General features: G+C 71.0%; 10 protein-coding genes. 7 read left to right on the top strand and 3 right to left on the bottom strand.

Going from position 1 to position 19345, the window contains the following annotated elements:
- The first annotated feature begins 56 nt into the window (after positions 1-56).
- Positions 57-1841, top strand: a complete 1785-nt coding sequence (locus BM085_RS30830; RefSeq protein ID WP_093890365.1) for an LVIVD repeat-containing protein — start codon at positions 57-59, stop codon at positions 1839-1841.
- A 159-nt stretch (positions 1842-2000) separates the two neighbouring features.
- On the opposite strand, the gene BM085_RS44785 is transcribed toward BM085_RS30830, so the two are convergent.
- The 3 genes from BM085_RS44785 to BM085_RS30815 form a co-directional block, all read right to left on the bottom strand.
- On the bottom strand, positions 2001-2795 hold the full coding sequence (locus BM085_RS44785; protein ID WP_093890364.1) for a hypothetical protein: 795 nt from the start codon (positions 2793-2795) through the stop codon (positions 2001-2003).
- Positions 2796-3074: 279 nt separating this feature from the next.
- Positions 3075-4151 carry a DUF2293 domain-containing protein gene (locus tag BM085_RS30820; protein ID WP_245789791.1) on the bottom strand — a complete coding sequence of 359 codons (1077 nt, stop codon included), beginning with the start codon at positions 4149-4151 and terminating at the stop codon, positions 3075-3077.
- A 152-nt stretch (positions 4152-4303) separates the two neighbouring features.
- Positions 4304-6037, bottom strand: coding sequence for a pyruvate dehydrogenase (locus BM085_RS30815; protein WP_093890363.1), 1734 nt, complete (start codon positions 6035-6037; stop codon positions 4304-4306).
- A 193-nt stretch (positions 6038-6230) separates the two neighbouring features.
- Here BM085_RS30815 and BM085_RS30810 point away from each other — a divergent pair, with 193 nt between their 5' ends.
- The 6 genes from BM085_RS30810 (at position 6231) to BM085_RS30785 (ending at position 19285) form a co-directional block, all read left to right on the top strand.
- Entirely contained in the window at positions 6231-7037 is an 807-nt protein-coding gene (locus BM085_RS30810) for a class I SAM-dependent methyltransferase (RefSeq protein WP_093890362.1), read from the top strand.
- A 178-nt stretch (positions 7038-7215) separates the two neighbouring features.
- Complete coding sequence (locus BM085_RS30805) at positions 7216-8142, top strand: SseB family protein (RefSeq protein ID WP_093890405.1); 927 nt, start codon at positions 7216-7218, stop codon at positions 8140-8142.
- Complete coding sequence (locus BM085_RS30800) at positions 8139-8531, top strand: hypothetical protein (RefSeq protein WP_093890361.1); 393 nt, start codon at positions 8139-8141, stop codon at positions 8529-8531. The genes BM085_RS30805 and BM085_RS30800 overlap by 4 nt, the downstream gene beginning before the upstream one ends.
- Positions 8532-8760: 229 nt before the next feature.
- Entirely contained in the window at positions 8761-9165 is a 405-nt protein-coding gene (locus tag BM085_RS30795; RefSeq protein ID WP_051864148.1) for a YbaB/EbfC family nucleoid-associated protein, read from the top strand.
- Positions 9166-9171: 6 nt separating this feature from the next.
- Positions 9172-9507 (top strand): hypothetical protein, encoded by a 336-nt coding sequence (locus BM085_RS30790; RefSeq protein ID WP_093890360.1) that lies wholly within the window; start codon positions 9172-9174, stop codon positions 9505-9507.
- A 115-nt stretch (positions 9508-9622) separates the two neighbouring features.
- A complete protein-coding gene (locus BM085_RS30785) occupies positions 9623-19285 on the top strand; it encodes a WXG100-like domain-containing protein (RefSeq protein ID WP_143121134.1) in 9663 nt (3220 codons plus the stop codon).
- Positions 19286-19345: the final 60 nt, after the last annotated feature.

The raw sequence follows: 19345 nt of genomic DNA, 5'->3' as shown, positions 1-19345 counted from the left end.
GGGGACGGAACCGAAAGCCTGAGGGTGTTCCTCCCTTTCCTGTGAAAGGTCGCGCCATGCGCCACTTCCTCCGGCATGCCCTGATCACCTCCGGCGTCGCGGGTCTCGTCCTCGCCTCCGGTACGGCGGTGCGGGCAGCGGCCCCCGACGATCCGAACATCCCCTCCGTCTGCGGTGACCGCCGCCCGGCCGACCCCCAGGCCGGCACGTACGGCATGCAGCTCGACGGCACCTTCCGGCACCCCTCCCTGACCCCGGCTGGCGAGGAGCGCTTCTCCTTCCCCGGCGGCGCCCAGGACCTGTTCGGGAAGACCAAGGGCTACGACCCGAAGTCCTACCTGGAAGGCCCGATCAAGCTGGAGGCCGCCTACCGGGGCGCCGAGTTCACCCCGGACTACTTCCACAGCTGGCAGAACATCGTCGACTTCGACGGCCGCCGCTACCTGTTCCAGTACGACCGGAGCGAGGGCCGCGTCTACGACGTGACCGACGTCAGGAAGGTCAAGATCGTCGAGTCGCTCAGCCGCAACGACATCAAGGCCGAGTACGGCGAGAACGTCGAGCTCAAGGACGGCAAGGACTGGAAGGCCCACGATTACTGGGGCGCCTCCACCATCCAGTGGAACACCAAGCTCGGCGCCTACGTCATGGTCCAGAGCTTCGAGCAGAAGCGCCAGGTCGGCGAGCTGGGCGACTCGGTGGAGCACTCCAAGTTCCACAACGCCGAGGGCGTCGAGAAGCTCCGTGAGACCACGAGCTTCAAGGGCTTCAAGGTCTACCGGCTCGACGGCCCGCGCAAGAAGGACTGGAAGCTGCTGGCCACCGTCACCACCGACGGCTCGGCGGCCGACCCGCTGAACGCGCCGGTCGACGGGCCGCAGCAGGGCTCGGGCTCGCTGGACGTGCCGTACTGGACCGGCGGCAAGTACATGTTCGTCGCCGCCGCGCCGCTGGACACCTGGAGCAACACCGAGGTGCCCACCTACCTGTACTCGGCCGGCTACCAGGCCTACGACATGTCCGACCCGGCCAGGCCGAAGAAGATCGGTGAGTGGCACCGGAAGGGCCAGGTCGCCGGCGAGTCCGCCGACTACGCCAAGAACCCGCGCTGCGGCAACCAGACCTCCTGGATGGGCGCGCGCATGCCGCTGTTCATCCCCAAGCCGGTCGAGGAGGGCGGCAAGTACGGCTTCGCGGCCCTGGGCGGCTACGGCCTGTCGGTGCTGGACATCTCCAACCCGGCCAAGATGACCGAGGTCTCCCACCTGGACCTGCCCATGTCGGTCGGCGGCACCGAGGCGGACAACGTGGACGTCTCCCAGTTCGAGAAGACCGGCATGATCTACGTCTCCGGCTACCCGCTGGGCGAGGACTGCCACGAGCCCTACAAGGACATCTTCCAGATCGACGTCCGCGACCCGGCCAAGCCCCGCATCGTCGGCGCCCTGCCCCGGCCCGAGCCCGCCGCGGCGGCCCCGTTCGGCGACTACTGCCAGCGCGGCGGCAGCTTCGGCCCCAAGCGCTCGGGCTACTACACCTCGCCCGGCGAGCCCAGGCAGGGCCTGCTGCCGTACGCGTTCTACAACGCGGGCGTGCAGTTCTTCGACACCCGCGACCCGAAGCACCCGAAGATCGTCGCGCAGTTCGTCCCGGCGGGCTTCGCCAAGGGGGTGCCCGACTACGCCCTGGGCAACCAGACCCACGGCACCTACGTCGAATGGGACCGCAAGATCGCCTGGGTCTTCACCAACGACGGCATCTACGCGATCTCCTCGAAGAAGCTGCTCGGCACCCCCAACCTGGGCAAGCCGGCCAAGCCGTTCCGCACCAGCGCCCGGTGACGCCGCACCCGGCCGGGGCACTCCCGCTCCCGGCCGGGTGACCGAGGGGACTCCCCGGACGCGTGGGATGAGCGCGCCCGCAAGGCGCTTGGCGTCATCCGACGCTCAGGCAGTCGCCCGTTCCACGCCGGCGACCTCCGCGGTCACGGCCGGTGTGCCCTATTTCTCGGACAGCTTGCGTCCCTTGTACATCGGGTGCTTGGTCTCCCAGTAGCGCCAGCCCTCCACCCTCGCGGGGACGCTCGCGATCCCGGTGACGACCTTGTGCCGGGTGCAGTCGCTGAGCTCGCGCCACTGGGCGAAGCCGACCCGGTAGCCGAAGACGCGGTACCACATGTTGCCGTACATGCCGTCGCTGATCTCCTGCGTGTAGTCGTGCCCGGCCTCGACGATGAGCTCCTCGGCGAGCAGGGGGTTCACGTTGTTGCGCAGCCGGCGGATCAGGTTCCTCGTGTCCACGGCGTCGGTGGTGTTCGCGTCGGCGGTGGTCGTGCCGGCGGCGTTCGGGGCGGTGGTGGTGGTGGTGGTCCTGCTCCTGCTCCTGGCCTTGTCCCTGTCGATCTCGGAGTTCTTCTCCCTTTCGATCTCGACCTCGAAGTAGACGCGGTGCTGCCGCCTGACCGTCGCCGTCATCGTGCCGCCGGGACCGTCGATGAAGTGGGTGCGGGGGACGAAGAAGTTCCTGGGCTCGAAGTCGTGGAACCTGAAGAAGTTCCTGGGCGAGCACTTCCTGTCGGCCTCATCCCTGATCGAGTGTTTAAAGGGGACCGGAGGGGGATTGGGGGTGGAGGAGCGGGTCGCGGCGGCCAGGATTCCCTGGGACGGAGAGGTGACGGCGGAGGCGGAGACGGTGGCGGTGAGAGCGATGGCGAGGGACCCGGCCAGGGTCAGCGTCACCGCCCCCGCGGACGGACGGCGCCTCGTCGGCCGGATGTGCGCGGTCGTGACGTTCATTCGGGGATTGGGCGTGAACATAGAGATTCCGTTCCTTTCGGAACGCGGCGCGCGGCCGCGACTGACTCGCTGGCCGGAATGCGGCCCATACTCGCCCGTCGAGTAACTCAACGTGACAGTAAGGATGCTTACAGTCGTGGATGAGAGCCTTGTGATGCCACGCCGCCCCGCAGTCCCCTAAAAAGGGAAAGTGCCGGTGAAAAGGTTTCTATGCCGAGTCGTCCGGCATTCTGCGGTCTGATCCGGCCGGGAACCTCCGGCGCGGCGGCGGGGACGGCCTCACGCCGTTTCTCCATGGGGCCGATCGTGCGCGGGGGCGCCGGCAGCCGTGCGCCACCGGTCGAGGACCCGGTCGATGGCCGTCCGGATCCGGTCCCTGGCCTCGGCACGGGGCACCCCCGACATCAGCAGCCGGTCGTAGTCGGTGTCGAGGTGCCGCACCGAGGCGACCACCGCCAGCGTGATCGCGTTCGCGTCGAACACCCTGGCGGCGGCGGTACGGCCCACCCGGCCGCTGCCCCGCTGACCGGCGTGCCGGGCGATCTCCTCGGCACGCTCGGGCGGGCAGCCGGGGAACATCCGGGTGATCTCCATGGCCATCCCGGCCTGGAACTCCACGTCCTCGCCGGCCCGCCGCTCCCGGTCCCGCTCGCGGCGGCGTAGCCGTACCTCCTCGTCGGCCAGGCACCGCTCCTCGGCCAGCGCCAGCGCGGCCTCCTCGACGAGGATGCCCCGCCGCTCGTAGCGCTTGCGGCGCGGGTTGAACCTGACCACGACGGCGGCCAGCCCGCTCTCCTTCTTAGCCCGCCGGCTGAGAGCCGCGTCGCCCGAGGGCAGGAAGGCGAGGTGGTCCATGTCCGCGCAGGTCAGGCAGTGCGGTCCGGCGTTCTCCATGATGAGGTGGGGGCCGGTGTCGCCGCAGCCCGCGCACTCCCAGGACTGCTGCGCCTCCACCACCACCAGATCGGGAGCCTTGCTCTGCCGTTCGGCGAGCTGCCGCCGTCGGGCCTCGCTCATGTCCGGCGAGATCCAGTGGACCCGGAAGGCGCTGTCGTCCCCGCCGGCGACGAACCGCAGCTCTCCCCGGTCCCGGCCGCCGGACACGTAGGCGGTCTCGCTCGGGGTGAGCCCCTTGGCCAGTGCCCAGCGCCGGAGCGCGGCCACCGCGTCGGCCATCTTCGCGCCGTCCACGGCCGCGAGCTCCTCCAGCGCGGCGACCCGGCCCTGCCGCCAGGTGTCCACGTGCCGGGCGTGCAGCCAGCGGACCCCGGTCAGCACGTCGATCGCGGTGACGTATTTCCGCTGCGCGAGCGCGGCCTCCGCCGCCTCCACGATCCGGCGCTCAAGTTTGCTCACCCCGTCAGCTTGCCGTACCCGGCGCGCTCACGGGCGCGGTGCGCTCAGGCCCCCCGGCGCGGGGAGGCGGCACGTCCATGTCCCGGCGGTGCTTCCGGCCGTGCTCACGGTCGTGCTTCCGGCCGCGCTCACGGTCGTGCTTCCGGCCGTGCTCACGGTCGCGGGATGTTCCGCAGGTTCGCCCTGGCCATGTCGATCATGCGTCCCACCCCGCCGGTCAGCACGACCTTCCCCGCCCCCAGCGCGAACCCCTTGACCTGCTTGGCGGTGATGCGCGGCGGCATGGAGAGCACGTCGGGGTCGGTGACCACGTCCACCAGGTACGGCCCCGGCGCCGCGAAGGCGGTGGCCAGCGCCTCGCGGACCTGCGTGGGCTTCTCGACCCGGACCGACCCCAGCCCGATCGCGGCGGCGATCGCCGCGTAGTCGACGGGCGCGACGTCGGTGCCGAAGTCGAGCAGCCCGTCGACCAGCATCTCCAGCTTCACCATGCCGAGCGAGGAGTTGTTGAAAACCACGATCTTGACGGGCAGGTCGTACATCCGGGCGGTGAGGAGCTCGCCCATGAGCATGCCGAGCCCGCCGTCGCCGGAGAGCGAGACGACCTGCCGCCCGCGGTCGGCGAACTGCGCGCCGATGGCGTGCGGGAGCGCGTTGGCCATGCTCCCGTGCTTGAAGGAGCCGATCACCCTGCGACGGCCGTTGGGGGTGAGGTAGCGCGCCGCCCAGACGTTGCACATGCCGGTGTCCACGGTGAACACCGCGTCGTCGGCGGCGAGCTCGTCCACGACGCTCGCCACGTACTCCGGATGGATCGGCGTGTGGTGCTCGATGTCGCGGGTGTAGGCGTTCACGACGTTGTCCAGCGTCTTCACGTGCTTGGACAGCATCTTGTCGAGGTAGCGCCGGTCCGTCTTCCGCGCGACCTGAGGCAGCACCGCGAGCAGCGTCTCGCTGACGTCGCCGTGCACGGCCAGCTCCAGCGGGGTCCTGCGGCCCAGCTGCGCGGGGTCGTGGTCGATCTGGACCGTCCGCTTACCCGGCAGGAAGTCGTCGTAGGGGAAGTCGGTGCCGAGCAGCACCACCAGGTCGGCCTCCTGCATGGCGTCGTAGCACGCGCCGTAGCCGAGCAGCCCGCTCATCCCCACGTCGTACGGGTTGTCGTACTGGATCCACTCCTTGCCGCGCAGCGCGTGCCCGACCGGGGCCAGCGTGCGCGCGGCCAGCGACATGACCTCCTCGTGCGCGCGGCGCACCCCGGCGCCGCAGAACAGCATCACCTTCTCCGCGCTGTTCAGCGCCGTGGCCAGCTGCGCCACCTGGTCGGAAGGGGGCCGGACCGTGCCCTGCCGGGTGAGGAACCCGTGGGTGCCGGTGCCGTGCGCGGCCGGCATGTCCGCCACATCGCCGGGGAGCACCACGACGGCGACGCCGCTGTGGCCGATGGCGTGCTGGACGGCGATGCGCAGCACCCGGGGCATCTGCTCGGCGCTGCCGATCATCTCGCAGTAGCCGCTGCAGTCCACGAACTGGCGGTCCGGGTGGGTCTCCTGGAAGAACCCCGTGCCGATCTGCGCGCCGGCGATGTGCGATGCCAGGGCGAGCACCGGGGCGCCGCTCCGGTGGGCGTCGTAGAGACCCTGGAGCAGATGCGTGTTGCCGGGCCCGCAGCTCCCCGCGCAGACCGCCAGACGGCCGGTGACCTGCGCCTCGGCCGCGGCGGCGAACGCCCCCGCCTCCTCGTTGCGCACGTGCACCCACTCGATGCCGGCGGTCTTGCGGATCGCGTCCACGACCGGGTTCAGGCTGTCGCCCACCACCCCGTAGACCCGCTCCACCCCGGCCTGCCGCAACACCTCGATGAACTGCTCCGCAACGGTGCCCATGGTCCCCCCTCGCCTATCGCGTCATCGGGGTACCTCACCGGATTTCGCCGAGTCACTCCCCCGGGAGGCGGTCGATCGGCCGGCGGGAGACCTCACCGCGCCGATCCGGCCGCAGGGGCAAAGCCGCACGCCCCGGGTGGTCAACGCCTAGCATGCGAGGGCGAGATCATACGTTCCTCGGGAAGGGAAGTGCGTGACCGGGCAGAGCTCTGCGATCACGTCCGAATACGTCTTCGACAACGACGGGACCCACTCCGCCGACCAGCACCGGTATCTGGCCGAACTCCTCGACCCGCTGACCACCGAACGGCTCGGGCAGACCGGCGTCACCGACGGCTGGAACTGCCTGGAGGTCGGAGCGGGGGGCGGCAGCGTGGCGCTGTGGCTGGCCGAACGGGTGGCGCCGACCGGCCGTGTGCTGGCCACCGACATCAAGCCCGGCCTCATCCCCGCCCGTCCCGGCCTCACCGTCGTCAAGCACGACATCGTCGACGACCCGCTACCGCCGGACGAGTTCGACCTGATCCACGCCCGGCTCGTGCTGAGCCATCTGCCCCAACGGCAACGGGTGCTGGAGCGCCTGCGCGCCGCACTGCGGCCGGGAGGCCGGCTCCAGGTCGACGAGATCGACATCAGCCACTGGGCGCCGCTGCTCACCCCCGACCGGCGGGCGCGGGAGCTGTACGAGACCTACATCGCCGCCATGGCCCGGGTGCTGGGCGCCGCCGGCAGCGATCCCACCTGGGGTGCGTCCGCCGCGCAGGCGATGCGCGAGGCGGGCCTGGTCGACGTCGACCCCCAGTGCCGGATCGAGGTGTGGGGTCCGGGCTCCGCCGGGATCGGCCTGCTCACCAGCAACAGCCTCCATCTGGAGGAGCGCTTCCTGGAGGCGGGCATGACCAGGCCCCAGCTCGGGGACGTCCGGGCCGTCATGGCGGACCCGGGGTTCAGGGCGGTCTCGTTCGCCGTCCACTCGGTCCTCGCCCGCAGGAGCCCGTGACCTGGCAACGTTTGCGAATTCCGGAGACTGGCGGACGGGCCGCCGGCCACCCCGCCACCCCGCCGGCCCGCCGGGAGCCGTCGCCGGCGGCGTACGGCGTGCGGGTGAGCAGCGCGTCCGCCCGGCGTGCCGGAGGCCCGTCCGCCGCCTCGGCACGTGACACCTTAGGGTGGTCGCCGTGCGGGAATGGGAGCCGGCGAACGCGTTCGAGGAGTATCTGGGGTCGGCGTTCGCGGCCGGTGATCTCGTCCTCTGCCTGAGCATGCTGCGGCATGCGGAATTCGCGCTGCCGATCACTCCGGCCGCGGCGGAGGGGCGCGAACCGGCCGTCTGGCCGGTCGAGGCCGACGACGAGCGGACCTGGCTGCTGGTCTACACCTCGATCGAGGCGATGCGGGCCGGGACCGGCGGCGCCATCCGGCACTGCCGGGTCGTCTCGCTGCTCGATCTGGCGGCCGCCTGGCCCGACCTGCGCTGGGGGCTGGCGGTCAATCCCGGCCTTCCGGTCCACTTCTTCCTGGAGTCCGGCGCGGTGGCCAGGCTCGCGGTGCCGTCGCTGGTCCAGGACCGCGAGGCCGAGCCGGAGTCCGGAGTGGCGGTCGTGCAGAAGCTGCTCCGGCCCCGCGACGCCTACGCCTACCTCGCCGACGGCGGGTCCCGGGTCTCCGGTTACTGCCACCACGCTCTGGACGTCGCGCATATCGCGACTCCGACCGTGCTGGTGGACGCGCTGGGGCAGTCCGCCGAGGAGATGATGACCGACGAGGGGTCCGTCCTCATCCTGCGGTGGTACGCGGTCGGACCGGACCTCTACCGCACCCCGTACGGCGGCGTCGACGAGGAGACCATGGCCGCGGTGGGCGGGTGGGTGATCGAGGAGCCTCCGTTCGTCGGCATGGGGCTGGTGCCCAACGTCGACCAGCTGATCCGCGAGTACAAGGTCGACGGGGTCGAGCTGCCGTACGGCGCCGAGATCAGCGAGCTGACCATAGAAGGGGTCGAGCGCCGGCTCGCGATGTACGACGGCGATTCAGGGCAGTGGATGCTGGTCCCCGACGCGCCGGCCGACGCTCCCGACCAGGAGACCGGGCCGGAGGGCCTGTGACGAGGCGGCACTTTTACCGGGCCCGCTGGCAGGGGGTCGAGTATCCCGCCGGCCTCGACCAGCATCCGGACCGGCTGTGGATCCGGCTGCGGAGCTCCGAGCCTGCGGAGGGCTTCGAGGAGCAGGCGCCGGGCTGCCACGTCCGGCCGGTGCCGGCCGAGGACTGCCAGGCGGTCTACTCCGTCACGACGGTCGGCGAGTGGCGCGGCGTGACGTGCCAGATATGTGACGAGCGCGACGGCGAGCTGCTCGTCGAGTACGTCGGCGGGCTGGTGCCGGTCGCTCTCGAACTGGGGATGGAGCGGGTCGAGCGGGGCGTCTACCGGCGCTGGGTCCCGGTTCACGAGGTGGCCGGGATCCGCGAGAACGTCGTGCTCCTGGCCCTGTGACGGCACCCCGGTCACCGAGACGAGCCAGGGAAAAGCGTGGTGTTATGTCACAACTTGGTCAGGTAGGCCGATGTGTGATCTTTTGTCGTGATTAGTGGGGAAACTAGCTCTTGCAGAAGATCGTTCGGGAGTGTCAAAATGCCAGGAAGTTAACTACAGGTGTTGCCTGTGTTAAATCGGGGTCGCGCGGTGCTGCTGGGTGAACCCGTCGGCGTTGCGAGGGGGCGGCGTGGAGCAGTTCGAGCCGGTGGACGTGGCGGGCATGCGGGCCTACGCCGACGAGTTGCGGACCACCTTCAAGCGACTGCAGGACGAGGCTCCGGCGCTGCACGAGGAGGCGCGAGCCGTACAGGTGACGGAGAAGTCGCCCGACGGGCTGATATCGGCGACGGTCGGTGCGCGCGGTGACCTCGTCAGGCTCGACATCGACCCCCGCATCTACCGCAAACCGGACGCCCGCCAGCTGGCCGACTCCATCGCGGAGACCATCCACCGCGCCGCGGCCAAGGCCCAGGAACGGGTCATCGAGCTCTTCGAACCACTGGTCCCCGGCGACCAGATGAAGGCGCATCTGGAGGGAGACCTCCAGGGCGTGCTGGAGCAGATGGCGAGCCAGTTGCTCGGGAAGAGGTGACCGGCCGTGCCCAACGACTCCGACCACATCGCCATCGACCCGGCGGTGGCCGTCGAGCTCAGCCAGTGGGACCGGGTGGCGTCCGATGTCCGCACGATGTGGCAGACGCAGATAGCCAAGATCCAGCAGCTCAACAACTCCTCGACCTGGGGCGCCGACACCCCGGGCCTGGCGTTCCAGGCGTCGTACTACCAGGGCGGCGCCCTCTTCCAGATGATCACCAATGGCGGCCAGATCATCGCCGATGCCGCCGCGGAACCGGCACGGATCCGCAAGGCCATCGCGAACTCCCTCGCCACGGATCATGCTCAGGGCCAGATGATGGGCAACCTCCAAGTGTAGGAAACACGACCAGACGCTGAGCCGCTCTCCTCGCAGCCGGCGGGATGAGGGCACGTGAGCACGCCGGCCGGTCGGCGTGCGCCCGACGGACGACGGAAGCCAGAACGGGGGCGACGTGAGCGGCAGCACGAGTTCCAGCAACACCTCAATCGCCTCCGACGGGTATCTCGCCGAGGATCCCGGCGACGGCTTCGCCGCCGACGTCACACCCGCGTGGGGCGAGAGCCTGCCGGCCTGGGCCGACACCCTGATCGCACTGCTCTCCGCCGGCCAGATGTGGCCCGAGGGCAGTGAGAGCACGCAGTGGCGGCTGCGGATGCTCTGGCACGAGCTGGCGCAGGGCCTGGACTCCCATGTAGAGGAGGGCGTCCCGGTAATCGACAGGACCCTGCAGAAGTGGGACGCGCCCCCGACGGACAACTCCATCGCGAAGCTCGAATCTCTTTACTCGCCGGACTCGGGCGTCCCCGTCCTGAAGGAGAACGCCGCCGCCTACGCCGCCAAGCTCGGCAACTTCGCACTGGAGACGCAGTACTCCAAGATCTCGATCAACGTGGCGTTCTGGATCTCGTTGATCGCGATCTCCATCGGGCTCGTCGCCGTCTTCTTCACCGGGGGAATGGCCGCCCGGCTCATCGTGCTCATCGCCAGGAAAACGCGCTGGGACATCGACACGATCCTCCGGCGGCTCGCCGCGGCGGCCGGACGCTCGGCCGGTGCCAGGGCGGTCCTCCCGGTCGCCCAGCGGGTCGCGACCACTGCGGCGGCCAGCGGCTCCACCCGGACGATCCTCAGCAGTGCCGGCCGGAAAGCCGTCGCGTTGGAGGTCGCCGAGGAGGCCACCGAGGAGGGCGTCATCGATGGGGCGACCCAGCTGGACCAGAAAAAACGCGGAACGCGGGACAGGGTCGACCAGCGGAGATTCATAGACTCGCTGGTGGGTGGGGGCTTTGGCGGGGCCTTCGGTATGAAGGTCGCCCCGGTGGTGTCCAGACTGTTCGGCCCTGGCAGGGCCTCCAGGAGGTTCACCGGCCGGACACTGCAGGGCATCACGCAGGCCGGCGCGGTCAACATCATCGCCTCGGCCGGTGGAGGCCTGGTCGTCGGCCTGGGCCACGGCCAGCTCGTGCTCCCGACAGTGGAAGGCGGCGTCGGCGCGTTCACCGGCGCCGCCGCCCGGTACGGCTCGCTCAGCCCGTTCAACGGAGAGGTCATTCAGGCCGTCCGTACGCCTGTCGCGACGTTCCGCAGCGGCCTCGCCGCCTCCTTCGCCTCCTACGACGCGTCCGTGGCGGCGAACACCACCAACCTCGCGACCGCGACCATCCCCCCGCCCGATCCCGCTTCCTCGTCCGCTCCCACAGGCGGCACGCCCCCGGCGGGACCGCCGTCCACCGGAGGCGACCCGGCGGTGGTCGGCGGAGCTCAGAGCACGAACGGCCAGGCAGCGCCCGGAGGGCAGGCCGCGCCGTCCAGGCCCGCGCCGTCCGCGCCGTCCGCGCCGTCCACACCGGCCGCACCGGCCGCGGCCACGCAAGGGGCCCCGGCCGGATCGACGTCCGCGGGGCAGACCGCGTCCGGCCCGTCCGCGCCGACCGGGCAGACGGGGACGGACCCGTCCGGGCCGGGTACGGCCGCGCAGGGAAGCCAGAGCGGGACCACGCAGGGTGGGCAGACCGGGTCCGGGACCGCGCAGGGTGGCCAGACCACGTCCGGTCCGTCCGCGCAGACGGGGCAGACGGGGTCGAATCCGTCCGGGCCGGGTACGGCCGCGCAGACGGGGCAGACGGGGACCGCCGGGCAGACCACGTCCGGTCCGTCCGCGCAGACCGCGCAGACCACGCCGGTGGGGCCGGATCCGTCGGGGTCGACTGCGCAGGGAAGCCAGGCCGGGTCCGTGCCTGCCGGGCAGGGCACGCCCGGTCAATCCGCGCAGACCGCGCAGACGGCGGCGGATCCATCGGGGTCGGCTGCGACCGCGCAGGGAGGTCAGACGGGGACCGCCGGGCAGGGCACGTCCGCTCCGTCCGCGCAGACCACGCAGGCGGGGACGGATCCGTCCGGGCCGAGCGCGTCCGGTTCCCCCGCGCAGGCCGCGCAGGCCGCGCCGACGGGATCGGATCCGTCCGGGGCAGGCGTGACCGCGCAGAGCGGACAGGTCGCGTCCGGCCCGTCCACGCAGGGTGCGTCGCCTCAGGGGGCGTCGTCTCAGGGCGCGGGGCCTGTCTCCGCTACGACCACCCAGGGCCAGACGACCCCGCAGAGCGTCGCGGGCCCGCAGACCGCGCAGGGCGCGACAGGTCCCACGACCAGGACGGAGCTCGCCGAATCGGCGATGGCCGACGTCATGGGGAAACTGGGTCTCGACGCGTTGCTGGTAGAGGGCGGTCATGTGCGGCTGAGCAGGGCGGACGGGAGCGTCGTCCATCTCCCCGCCGCCACCCTCCGCCTGGTGAGGGAACGGCTGGAGACCCGGGCCGGCGACGGCGTCGGCCCGCACCGGCTGCGCGCGGAGGCAGCCGCCTGGCTGGGCATCGAGGTAGCTCGGGCCGACGGCCGGCCGGCGTTGGAAGGCGCGATCCAGGGTCTCCACTTCCTGGCGGAAGCGGCTCCCGAGACCGGCGCCGCGGCCCTGCGGGTGGCCACGGAGATCGTCCTGGACAATCCGAACGGCCTGGACCAGTCCGAGCTGACCGATGGCGCGCGTCAGTTGGTCACCAAGGCGAACAAGGCGAACGAGCCGGCGAGCGCACCGGCGGACGAGTACGCCGCCCTCCGTCCGGGGCGGCAGGTCGGGGCGGCGGAGGAGATCGTCCGGAAGGCCGACGAGCTCGCCGCCGAGCTGGCCGGGACGGCCTCGAACCCGGCCGCACCGGGAACGTCGTCGCGGCCTTCCGCGATCTCCGATCTGGCCGGGCGAGTGAAGGAGCTGACCGAGTCCCTGGCAGCGGCCGAGAGCGCCCTGAAGGAACGCAGGCAGTCCAGGGCGCGCAGCGCCGGGAAGGCCATGAAGGGCGCCAAGGAGGCGCTCGCGAAGGTGGAGGCCGCCGAGAAGGCGGAGCGGGACGGGAAGCCGCTCGACGGGGAGCGCGACAGCGAGGCACCGAAGCGGCGCCACGAGGCCCGCGCACAGGCCAAGGCCGATCAGGAGTCCGCGACCCGGGATCTGCGGATCGCGGCCACGTACGAACAGGCCCGCGCCCAGGCCGAGGCCGCGCGTTCGGCGCTGGCGGCGACGTCGGCCGCTCTGGGACGGCTGACCGCCCACCAGCGGACAAGCCATGCCGGCCCGCTGGCCGCCCGGGTCGCCAGGCTCGCGCATGAGGCCGAATCCCAGCTCGCCGAGTATCACAAGGCCATGCAGGAGGCGATGCCGTCGACGGCCATGCTGCCCGCCGGCCTGCCGGTCGGCCCGTTGCCGTACATGACCAAGTTGACCGAGAAGGTCAACGAGGCGCTGGCCGCCAAGGGGAGCGACTACCGATACACCGTCGCCGAGCTGGAGAGCGTGCTGGAGACGGAGTTCGGCCAGATGCTCTCCCCCGACGGAGCGGTGGTGAGGGTGAGGGGCGTCGAGCTGAGGGTCAAGCTGCTGGTGAGTGATCTCGTCGAGGTCCTCCGCTCGAAGGGCTGGACGGTCTCCGAGGCGATGACCGGCCGCTTCATCCAGGGCAGCCACGGCGTATCGGTCAGCGGCGGACGCAGCAACGGCTGGTCGGGGGATGTCGACGTGCCGGGTCTGCTCGGAACCCTGGTCAAGGCACTACCGCCCGAGAACGGCTTCCGGCATCTGATCGAGACGGTAGGGCCGCGCATCGTACTTGGCGGCGGCGGCGGCCGTAGCCGGGGGCAGTCGACCTCCATGAGCTTCGCCGGGTTCGTGCGGAACGGCCCGGTCCTGGACAACCGGGGCGAGTCATCGGTGTACGACGGGGCCGCCGAGTTCGAGTTCGAGGTCGTCGCCCCGGGGGAGGCCGGCGGGAGGTCGGTCGTGCGGGTCGTCGACGGTTATGCCGGCGACGCGACGAGGGTCGAGATGGCGGTCTCACATGCTCACATCGAGCATGGCCCCGAGGAAACCGCTCAGCTCACCTTCGAACCTGGGAAGGCGCCGCCGCTTCCGAAGAGCGCGCCCATCGATGTCGAAGGTCTGGAAGGGGTGCTCGAAAAGTTCAGGGCGGAGCTGCTCTCCCAGGCACCCGATCTGGCCCGCAACAGCCTGGCCCAGGAGCAGATACGCACCTTCATCGTCGGGAAGACGCCGGCCCAGCTGGCCGAACTGGTCAACAGCCCGCAAGGACTGCGGCAGATCATCAGCGTTCCGGGGCACCCGGAGCTGACCATCGTGCTGAAGGGCAGACTCAAATACGAGTCCACCCCCGACGGGAGGGTGAGGCTGGCCGCGCAGGTGGACGGAACGGCCAGCTCCAAGCAGCTCGGTGAGGATGTGGGCGTCGCGCAGTCCGTGGCGTCGGTGGGGCAGGGGGCCAACCGGTCGTGGAACGCGAGCGGCGCACTGGGGGCCAAGTTCTCCGGCGAGACGCTCGCCGAGCTGAACCACCGGTTCAAGAACCTGGCGGCGAAGGTGTCCGGCAACGGCTCCCGTTCGGGGTCGAAGTCGGTCGGGCTGAACGCGGGTGGCGCGGCGATCACACCGATCGTGAGACGGAAGTCCGGGAGGAACCAGGTCAACACGTTCGAGGTGGAGCTGGAGGTCGAGGGCACGCTCCACGACAAGGGCAAGGACAAGCCGCTCTCTCCGATCAGCGACGCGATCAAGGCGACGGTGCAGATAGCGCAGAATGTCGCGGCCAACGCCGGGCTCCCTTTCGACGAGCAAGCGATCGTACGGGACGATTCCGGCGTGGAGCGCCGGCACCCCGACGGTTCGCTGATGCTGCAGGACGACTCCGTGCCCGAGGCGCCGCCCGGCCGGAAGGGCGAGATGACCTGGCAGGGCGACGGGCCCGGCCAGGTGCGCGGAATCGGATTCGGGCACGCGGAGCTGAAGACCGACATCGCCGCGCTCCAGCGCACGGTGGCGGCGTATCTTCGCAAGAACGGCATGCTGCCCAAGCTGGATGGCAACGGGGAGCAGAACCCGGTGTTCTCGTCCGACCCGGTGGAGCGGGCCAGCCAAGAGGCCATGATGGACGTCATAGAGAACCAGCTGAAGGACTGGGTGGAAACCCACTACAACCAGCTCGCCCAGGGCGGTAAGTACCTGTACCTCACGCACGAGCGGACCGGCCAGCCGGCGGAGCATCTCACCCTGCATCTCCAGATCGACCGGAAGTGGCAGACCAGGAGCTACATCTCGCACACCGACGCCAAGACGGTCGTCACGCTTTACATCGGCTCCGACACCGCGGGCAGTTCGAGCGGCGAGTCGACCTCCTGGGGAGCGGGCGTCGGGACGGGTGTCGACCACAAGTCCGGCGACGGGGAGTCCACCACCTCCGCCGGCGCCGGCTACACGGGAGGCAAGGGCCGGAACACCTCCGAGAACAAGGGTGGCACCGCCAACGGGGTGGTCCTGCTGGAAGGTCTGGGGGGGCTTACGGCGGAGATCGGGGAGACGGACACGTTGACGGTCACCCATGTGAAGGGTGACGGGCAGGTGCACGAGGTCGCCTCCACGGATGTGCGGGTGGAGCAGGCGATCCCCAGCGACCTGCTGCCCCAGGATGGGATCTCGCAGTCCACGGCCACGATCCCGACCTCCGAGGAACTCGTGGCCGAGACCGCGCAGCTGGCCCTGGACCTGGGGAAGAACGCCGACCTGCTGATAAACAAGATCAGCGAAAAGACCGGCATACGGCCGGGCACCCCGGAGTTCCAGGTCCTCGCCGAGGCCCTGAGCATCGACAACCTCATGGGTCACCCCGAGTTCCTGCGCACCGGCTACGAGATCGAGATCGTCGTGGACACGGAGGGCTTCGGGAAGCGCAGTTGGTCGGTGTCGCTCCGCGGTCACCTGGGCGAGTCGCAGATCGTCACCGGGGGCAAATGGCTGACCAGTCTCATCGGGCTCGATCTGACCAGTGACACCACGTCCGTCGGCGAGCAGACCAGCCACGCGGGGAACGCCTCCGTCTCGGGAGGATCGAGCCAGGCCGAGAACCCGAAGATCGGCGCGGGGGCCAACGGGTCCCATTCGGCGAACCACGGCACTTCGGAGTCGACGACCCCGATCACGGGAGCGGAAGGCCTGCCCATCGACGTCGGCCGCAAGGTCATGATGGCGGCGGAGTTGAGCAGCACTGTCGTCATCAGCGAGGTGGGCACGGACAACACCGAGACGATCACCACGACCGGCGGCACCTACCAGTACAGCAAGCCCGAACGCGATGTCCTGAGCCTGTACGCGCAGGGGAAGATCCCACTGGCGCTGGACCGGGTGTCCGACGTGGTGGAAGCGTTCATGCACGGCAAGCTGGAGATCGAGCGCGCCACGCAGGCAGCGCTGGTCCAGCGCTACCTCCACGACCTGAAGGTCGCCCGCAGCTCCGGAGACCCGCTGCCCGAGCTGGCCGCCCGTCACACGCCGCCGGCGTTGTTCAACCGGCTCATGGAGTCGTTCGGCAACCAGGACGAGAGCCTCAGGCGGGAGACCGACCCCGGCCGGGGACTGGCCCGCCTATTCGCCAAGGAACGCGACAGGGCTGCCAAGCCGGAGCTGGCGGAGCTCCCGGAAGGCCTCCGCAAGCGCATGGGCCAGTCCTGGCCCGAGCGGATCGTCCTGCGCACGCAGAACGGCACGGAGATCGACGTGTACAACGCGATACTCGAAGCCGTCGAGGCCTACGCGCCGGGTGTCCTGGCCTCGAATCCGGCGCTGCGCCGCCGCCTGTTCGGCGACTTCGCCGGCAGGCGCTGGTGGGGAAAGATCGTCAACATGCTCGGTGCGAACGGGCACGCGCAGTCCCAGCCGGTGCGGGACGCCGGCCGGATCCCCATCCGGCTGCAGATGGACCTCGGCGACGGGCCGGTCGAGGTGACCGGTCGCCTCAGCGACCTCCTCCTGATCATGCAGGGCTACACCTACAGGAACAAGAGCGTGTCCGCGTCGGCCGGCACCTCGCAGGGCGGCGGCGTCAGCCCCGGCGGTTCGGTGGGACATCCCGATGCCAGCGTCGACCCCTCCGGCGCGGCGGAGGCCGGCCAGAGCGGCTCCCGCTCGGTGACCAACAGCGAGCAGTGGAACGAGCTGGAGCGGAGCGCCTCGTTCGAGGGCATGGCCAAGGTCCGTCACGCGGTCGGGGTCACCATCACGGTCGGAGAGGACACCGGGTCGGAACCGGCCGCGGGAGAGCAGGGCGAGCAAGGCGAGGCCCGCCGGCCGGTCGTGGTCGAACTGCAGGGAGAGATGACCCGGCTCGTGGCGCAGGAGATGGTGGGGGCGACGGAGGGGACCCGGGTCCCCGACCCCCGGCCGTTCACGCTGCCGCCCTCCTACAAGGTGGACAGTCTGCAGGCCGACGGGCTGCTGACGGCCGTTCAGAACCTGCTGGCGGACAGCAAGCTGTTCGGTGCGAAGGCGGCTCGGCAGGCCCGGGCGACGCTGGAGCAGAACCTGAACGACATGCAGGAGGCCGCCAACTTCCGGCAGATGCTGCAGAAGGACGGGGGGCTGGTGGTCCGCGTCCCCCACCCGGGCAAGCCGGGCACGGTGGTGGATGTGACCATCCGGGCCCGGCCCGAGGACGTGCACGTCACCGTCGCCGGCCGGGAGAACACCGAGATCGGCCGGGTGCGCCGGATCATGCACGTGACCGAGGTGGCCACCAACCAGGGCCTGAGGTTCTCTCTCAAGGGAGCCTTGGGGATCATCGGGCTGAAGGCCGGCCGCTTCTTCGGATGGACTGCCTCCTTCCGGACCTCGGTCAGCAACGGCATCCGCGTCGAGCGCAGCGTCTTCAAGCGGGGCGCCGCCGCCAGCACCGAGGTGCCGCTGGTATTCGACCTCGCCGCCGAGCTGAGGACCGTGAAGGCCAGTGGCGCCAAGGCGCCCAAGCTGCGGATCGAGGTGCCGGGCGCCGCGACCGGCAAGGCCGACCTGACCGTGTTCGAGCAGGAGCTGAGCGAGGCGCAGGCCCGGCGCGGCGACGAAGGCCGGCGCCGGTGGGGCTGGAACCTCGGTGATCCGGAGGTCACCCGCACCACCGGCACCACCGGCACCACCGAGCGCCCCGGCTGGCGGGCGCGGTGGCGGAGCGGGCCGCCGGCGGCGACCACGCCCTCGCTCGACCTGGACACGCTGGCCACCCAGGCGATGGACATCGCGCAGACCGAGGGCAAGGCCGGTTCCGGCGTCACCCTCGACGTCCTGCGTCAGGGGATCGTCGAGACGGCAGAGCGGAGCCTGAGCGGCCGCTGGACGCGCGGCACGCCGATCCTGCTCACCGTCAACGCGACCGCTCCCGGGCAGATGGGCCCGGTGACCCAGGCCCGGCTGCTGGCACGCGGGCTGCGCACCGACGTCCTCGTCGAGCTGCGCGAGCCTGATGGCACCGTGCGCCATTACCGTGCCACCCGCAAGGGCAAGCTGTACAGCGAGGTGCCCGACGACGGGTTCGCCTCGGCGTTCGCCCCGCTCCACCCTGACCTGGTGACCCTCGCCGACCAGGCCGGTGTGGACCTGCGCGTGCTGCACAACGGCTCGCCGGAGGAGAGCGACTTCGCCGGACGGGTCCGCGAGGCGCTGGCCGCCACCGCGCCCGCCGCGCCCGCCGCCGTGCCGCAGAGCCCCGCCGCTCCGTCTGCCGCCCCCGCCGCGCCGCAGAGCCCTGCGACTCCGTCTGCCGCGCCCGTCGCCGCCCCGCAGAGCCCCGCCGGTCCGGCGACGCCGCAGCAGCCGAGCACGGCACGGCCGAGCGGCAGCACCTTCCAGCCGGGCGGTACGGGCGCGGTGCCGGCGCGGGCGGCGTCCGCGCCGCGCCAGGGCGTGATCCGCCGCTTCCTGCTGGCACCCCTGACCGCCACGCGGAGCGAGTACGTGTCGGCACGGTACAACGAGTACCGGCATCTGGCGGAGCGGTGGCAGAAGGCGGATACGGCCGTCCGCTCGTTGGAGCAGCCGCTCGGTGCCCCGGGGCAGGGGCGCACCGCCTTGGAGGAGCAGCGCGACGCTCTGGCGAAACGGCGCGACGCTTTGGCGCAGCAGCTCAACGAGGTGGGAGCGGACCTGCGCGAGCGCGGTCAGGCCCCGCCGGTGCCGCCGTGGGAGACCGGGCCGCAGACGGCGCCGGGGCCGGGCGGCGCGCTGGCGAACCTCCTCAACCGGTCCGACAGCGAGACCCTCCCGCCCAGCCACTGGGAATCCCAGTTCTGGGACCGGATGCGCCGGCTCTCCAACACCACCGGCCTGCCGCCGGAGGAAGAGGAGGAGCCGTGCCTCTGCCCGCCCGACAAGCCGTGCACCTGCGGGCGGCGACCACAGATGTCCGGCCCGCGGTCCGGCACCACGCCGCAGGCGCCCGGTTCTGGCACCCCGTCCCCGTCGCCCTCCCCGAGCGGCGCCCCGCCGTCGGCGCAGCCGTCACAGCCGGCGGAGCCGTCCCCGCCGGCGAAACCGGAGAGCTCGCCGTCCCCGAGCGGCCGTACCGTCACCACCGGCCCGGACAGCTCGCTGTGGGAGATCGCCGAGGAGGCCTACGGCGACGGCCGCTACTGGAAGGACATCTGGGAGCGCAACCGGGAGAAGATCGGCTCCGACCCCGAGGCCCTGCCGATCGACCTGGAGCTGGTCGTCCCGGACCGCCCGAAGTCGCGGTGATCGACCTCGCGGCCCGTCCGTGCCCGGCGGGTCCGGCCGCGAGCGGGCCCGTCCAGTTCG

Origin of the sequence: Streptosporangium canum, assembly GCF_900113865.1 — a bacterium.
Classification (GTDB): Bacteria; Actinomycetota; Actinomycetes; order Streptosporangiales; family Streptosporangiaceae; genus Streptosporangium; species Streptosporangium canum.
Note: the sequence above shows the minus strand (reverse complement) of the source record. Positions and strands in the feature narration are given on the sequence as shown.

Coding starts and splice junctions, on each gene's coding strand:
- BM085_RS30830 (WP_093890365.1), top strand. CDS start 57: ATGCGCCACTTCCTCCGGCATGCCCTGATCACCTCCGGCGTCGCGGGT.
- BM085_RS44785 (WP_093890364.1), bottom strand. CDS start 2,795: ATGAACGTCACGACCGCGCACATCCGGCCGACGAGGCGCCGTCCGTCC.
- BM085_RS30815 (WP_093890363.1), bottom strand. CDS start 6,037: ATGGGCACCGTTGCGGAGCAGTTCATCGAGGTGTTGCGGCAGGCCGGG.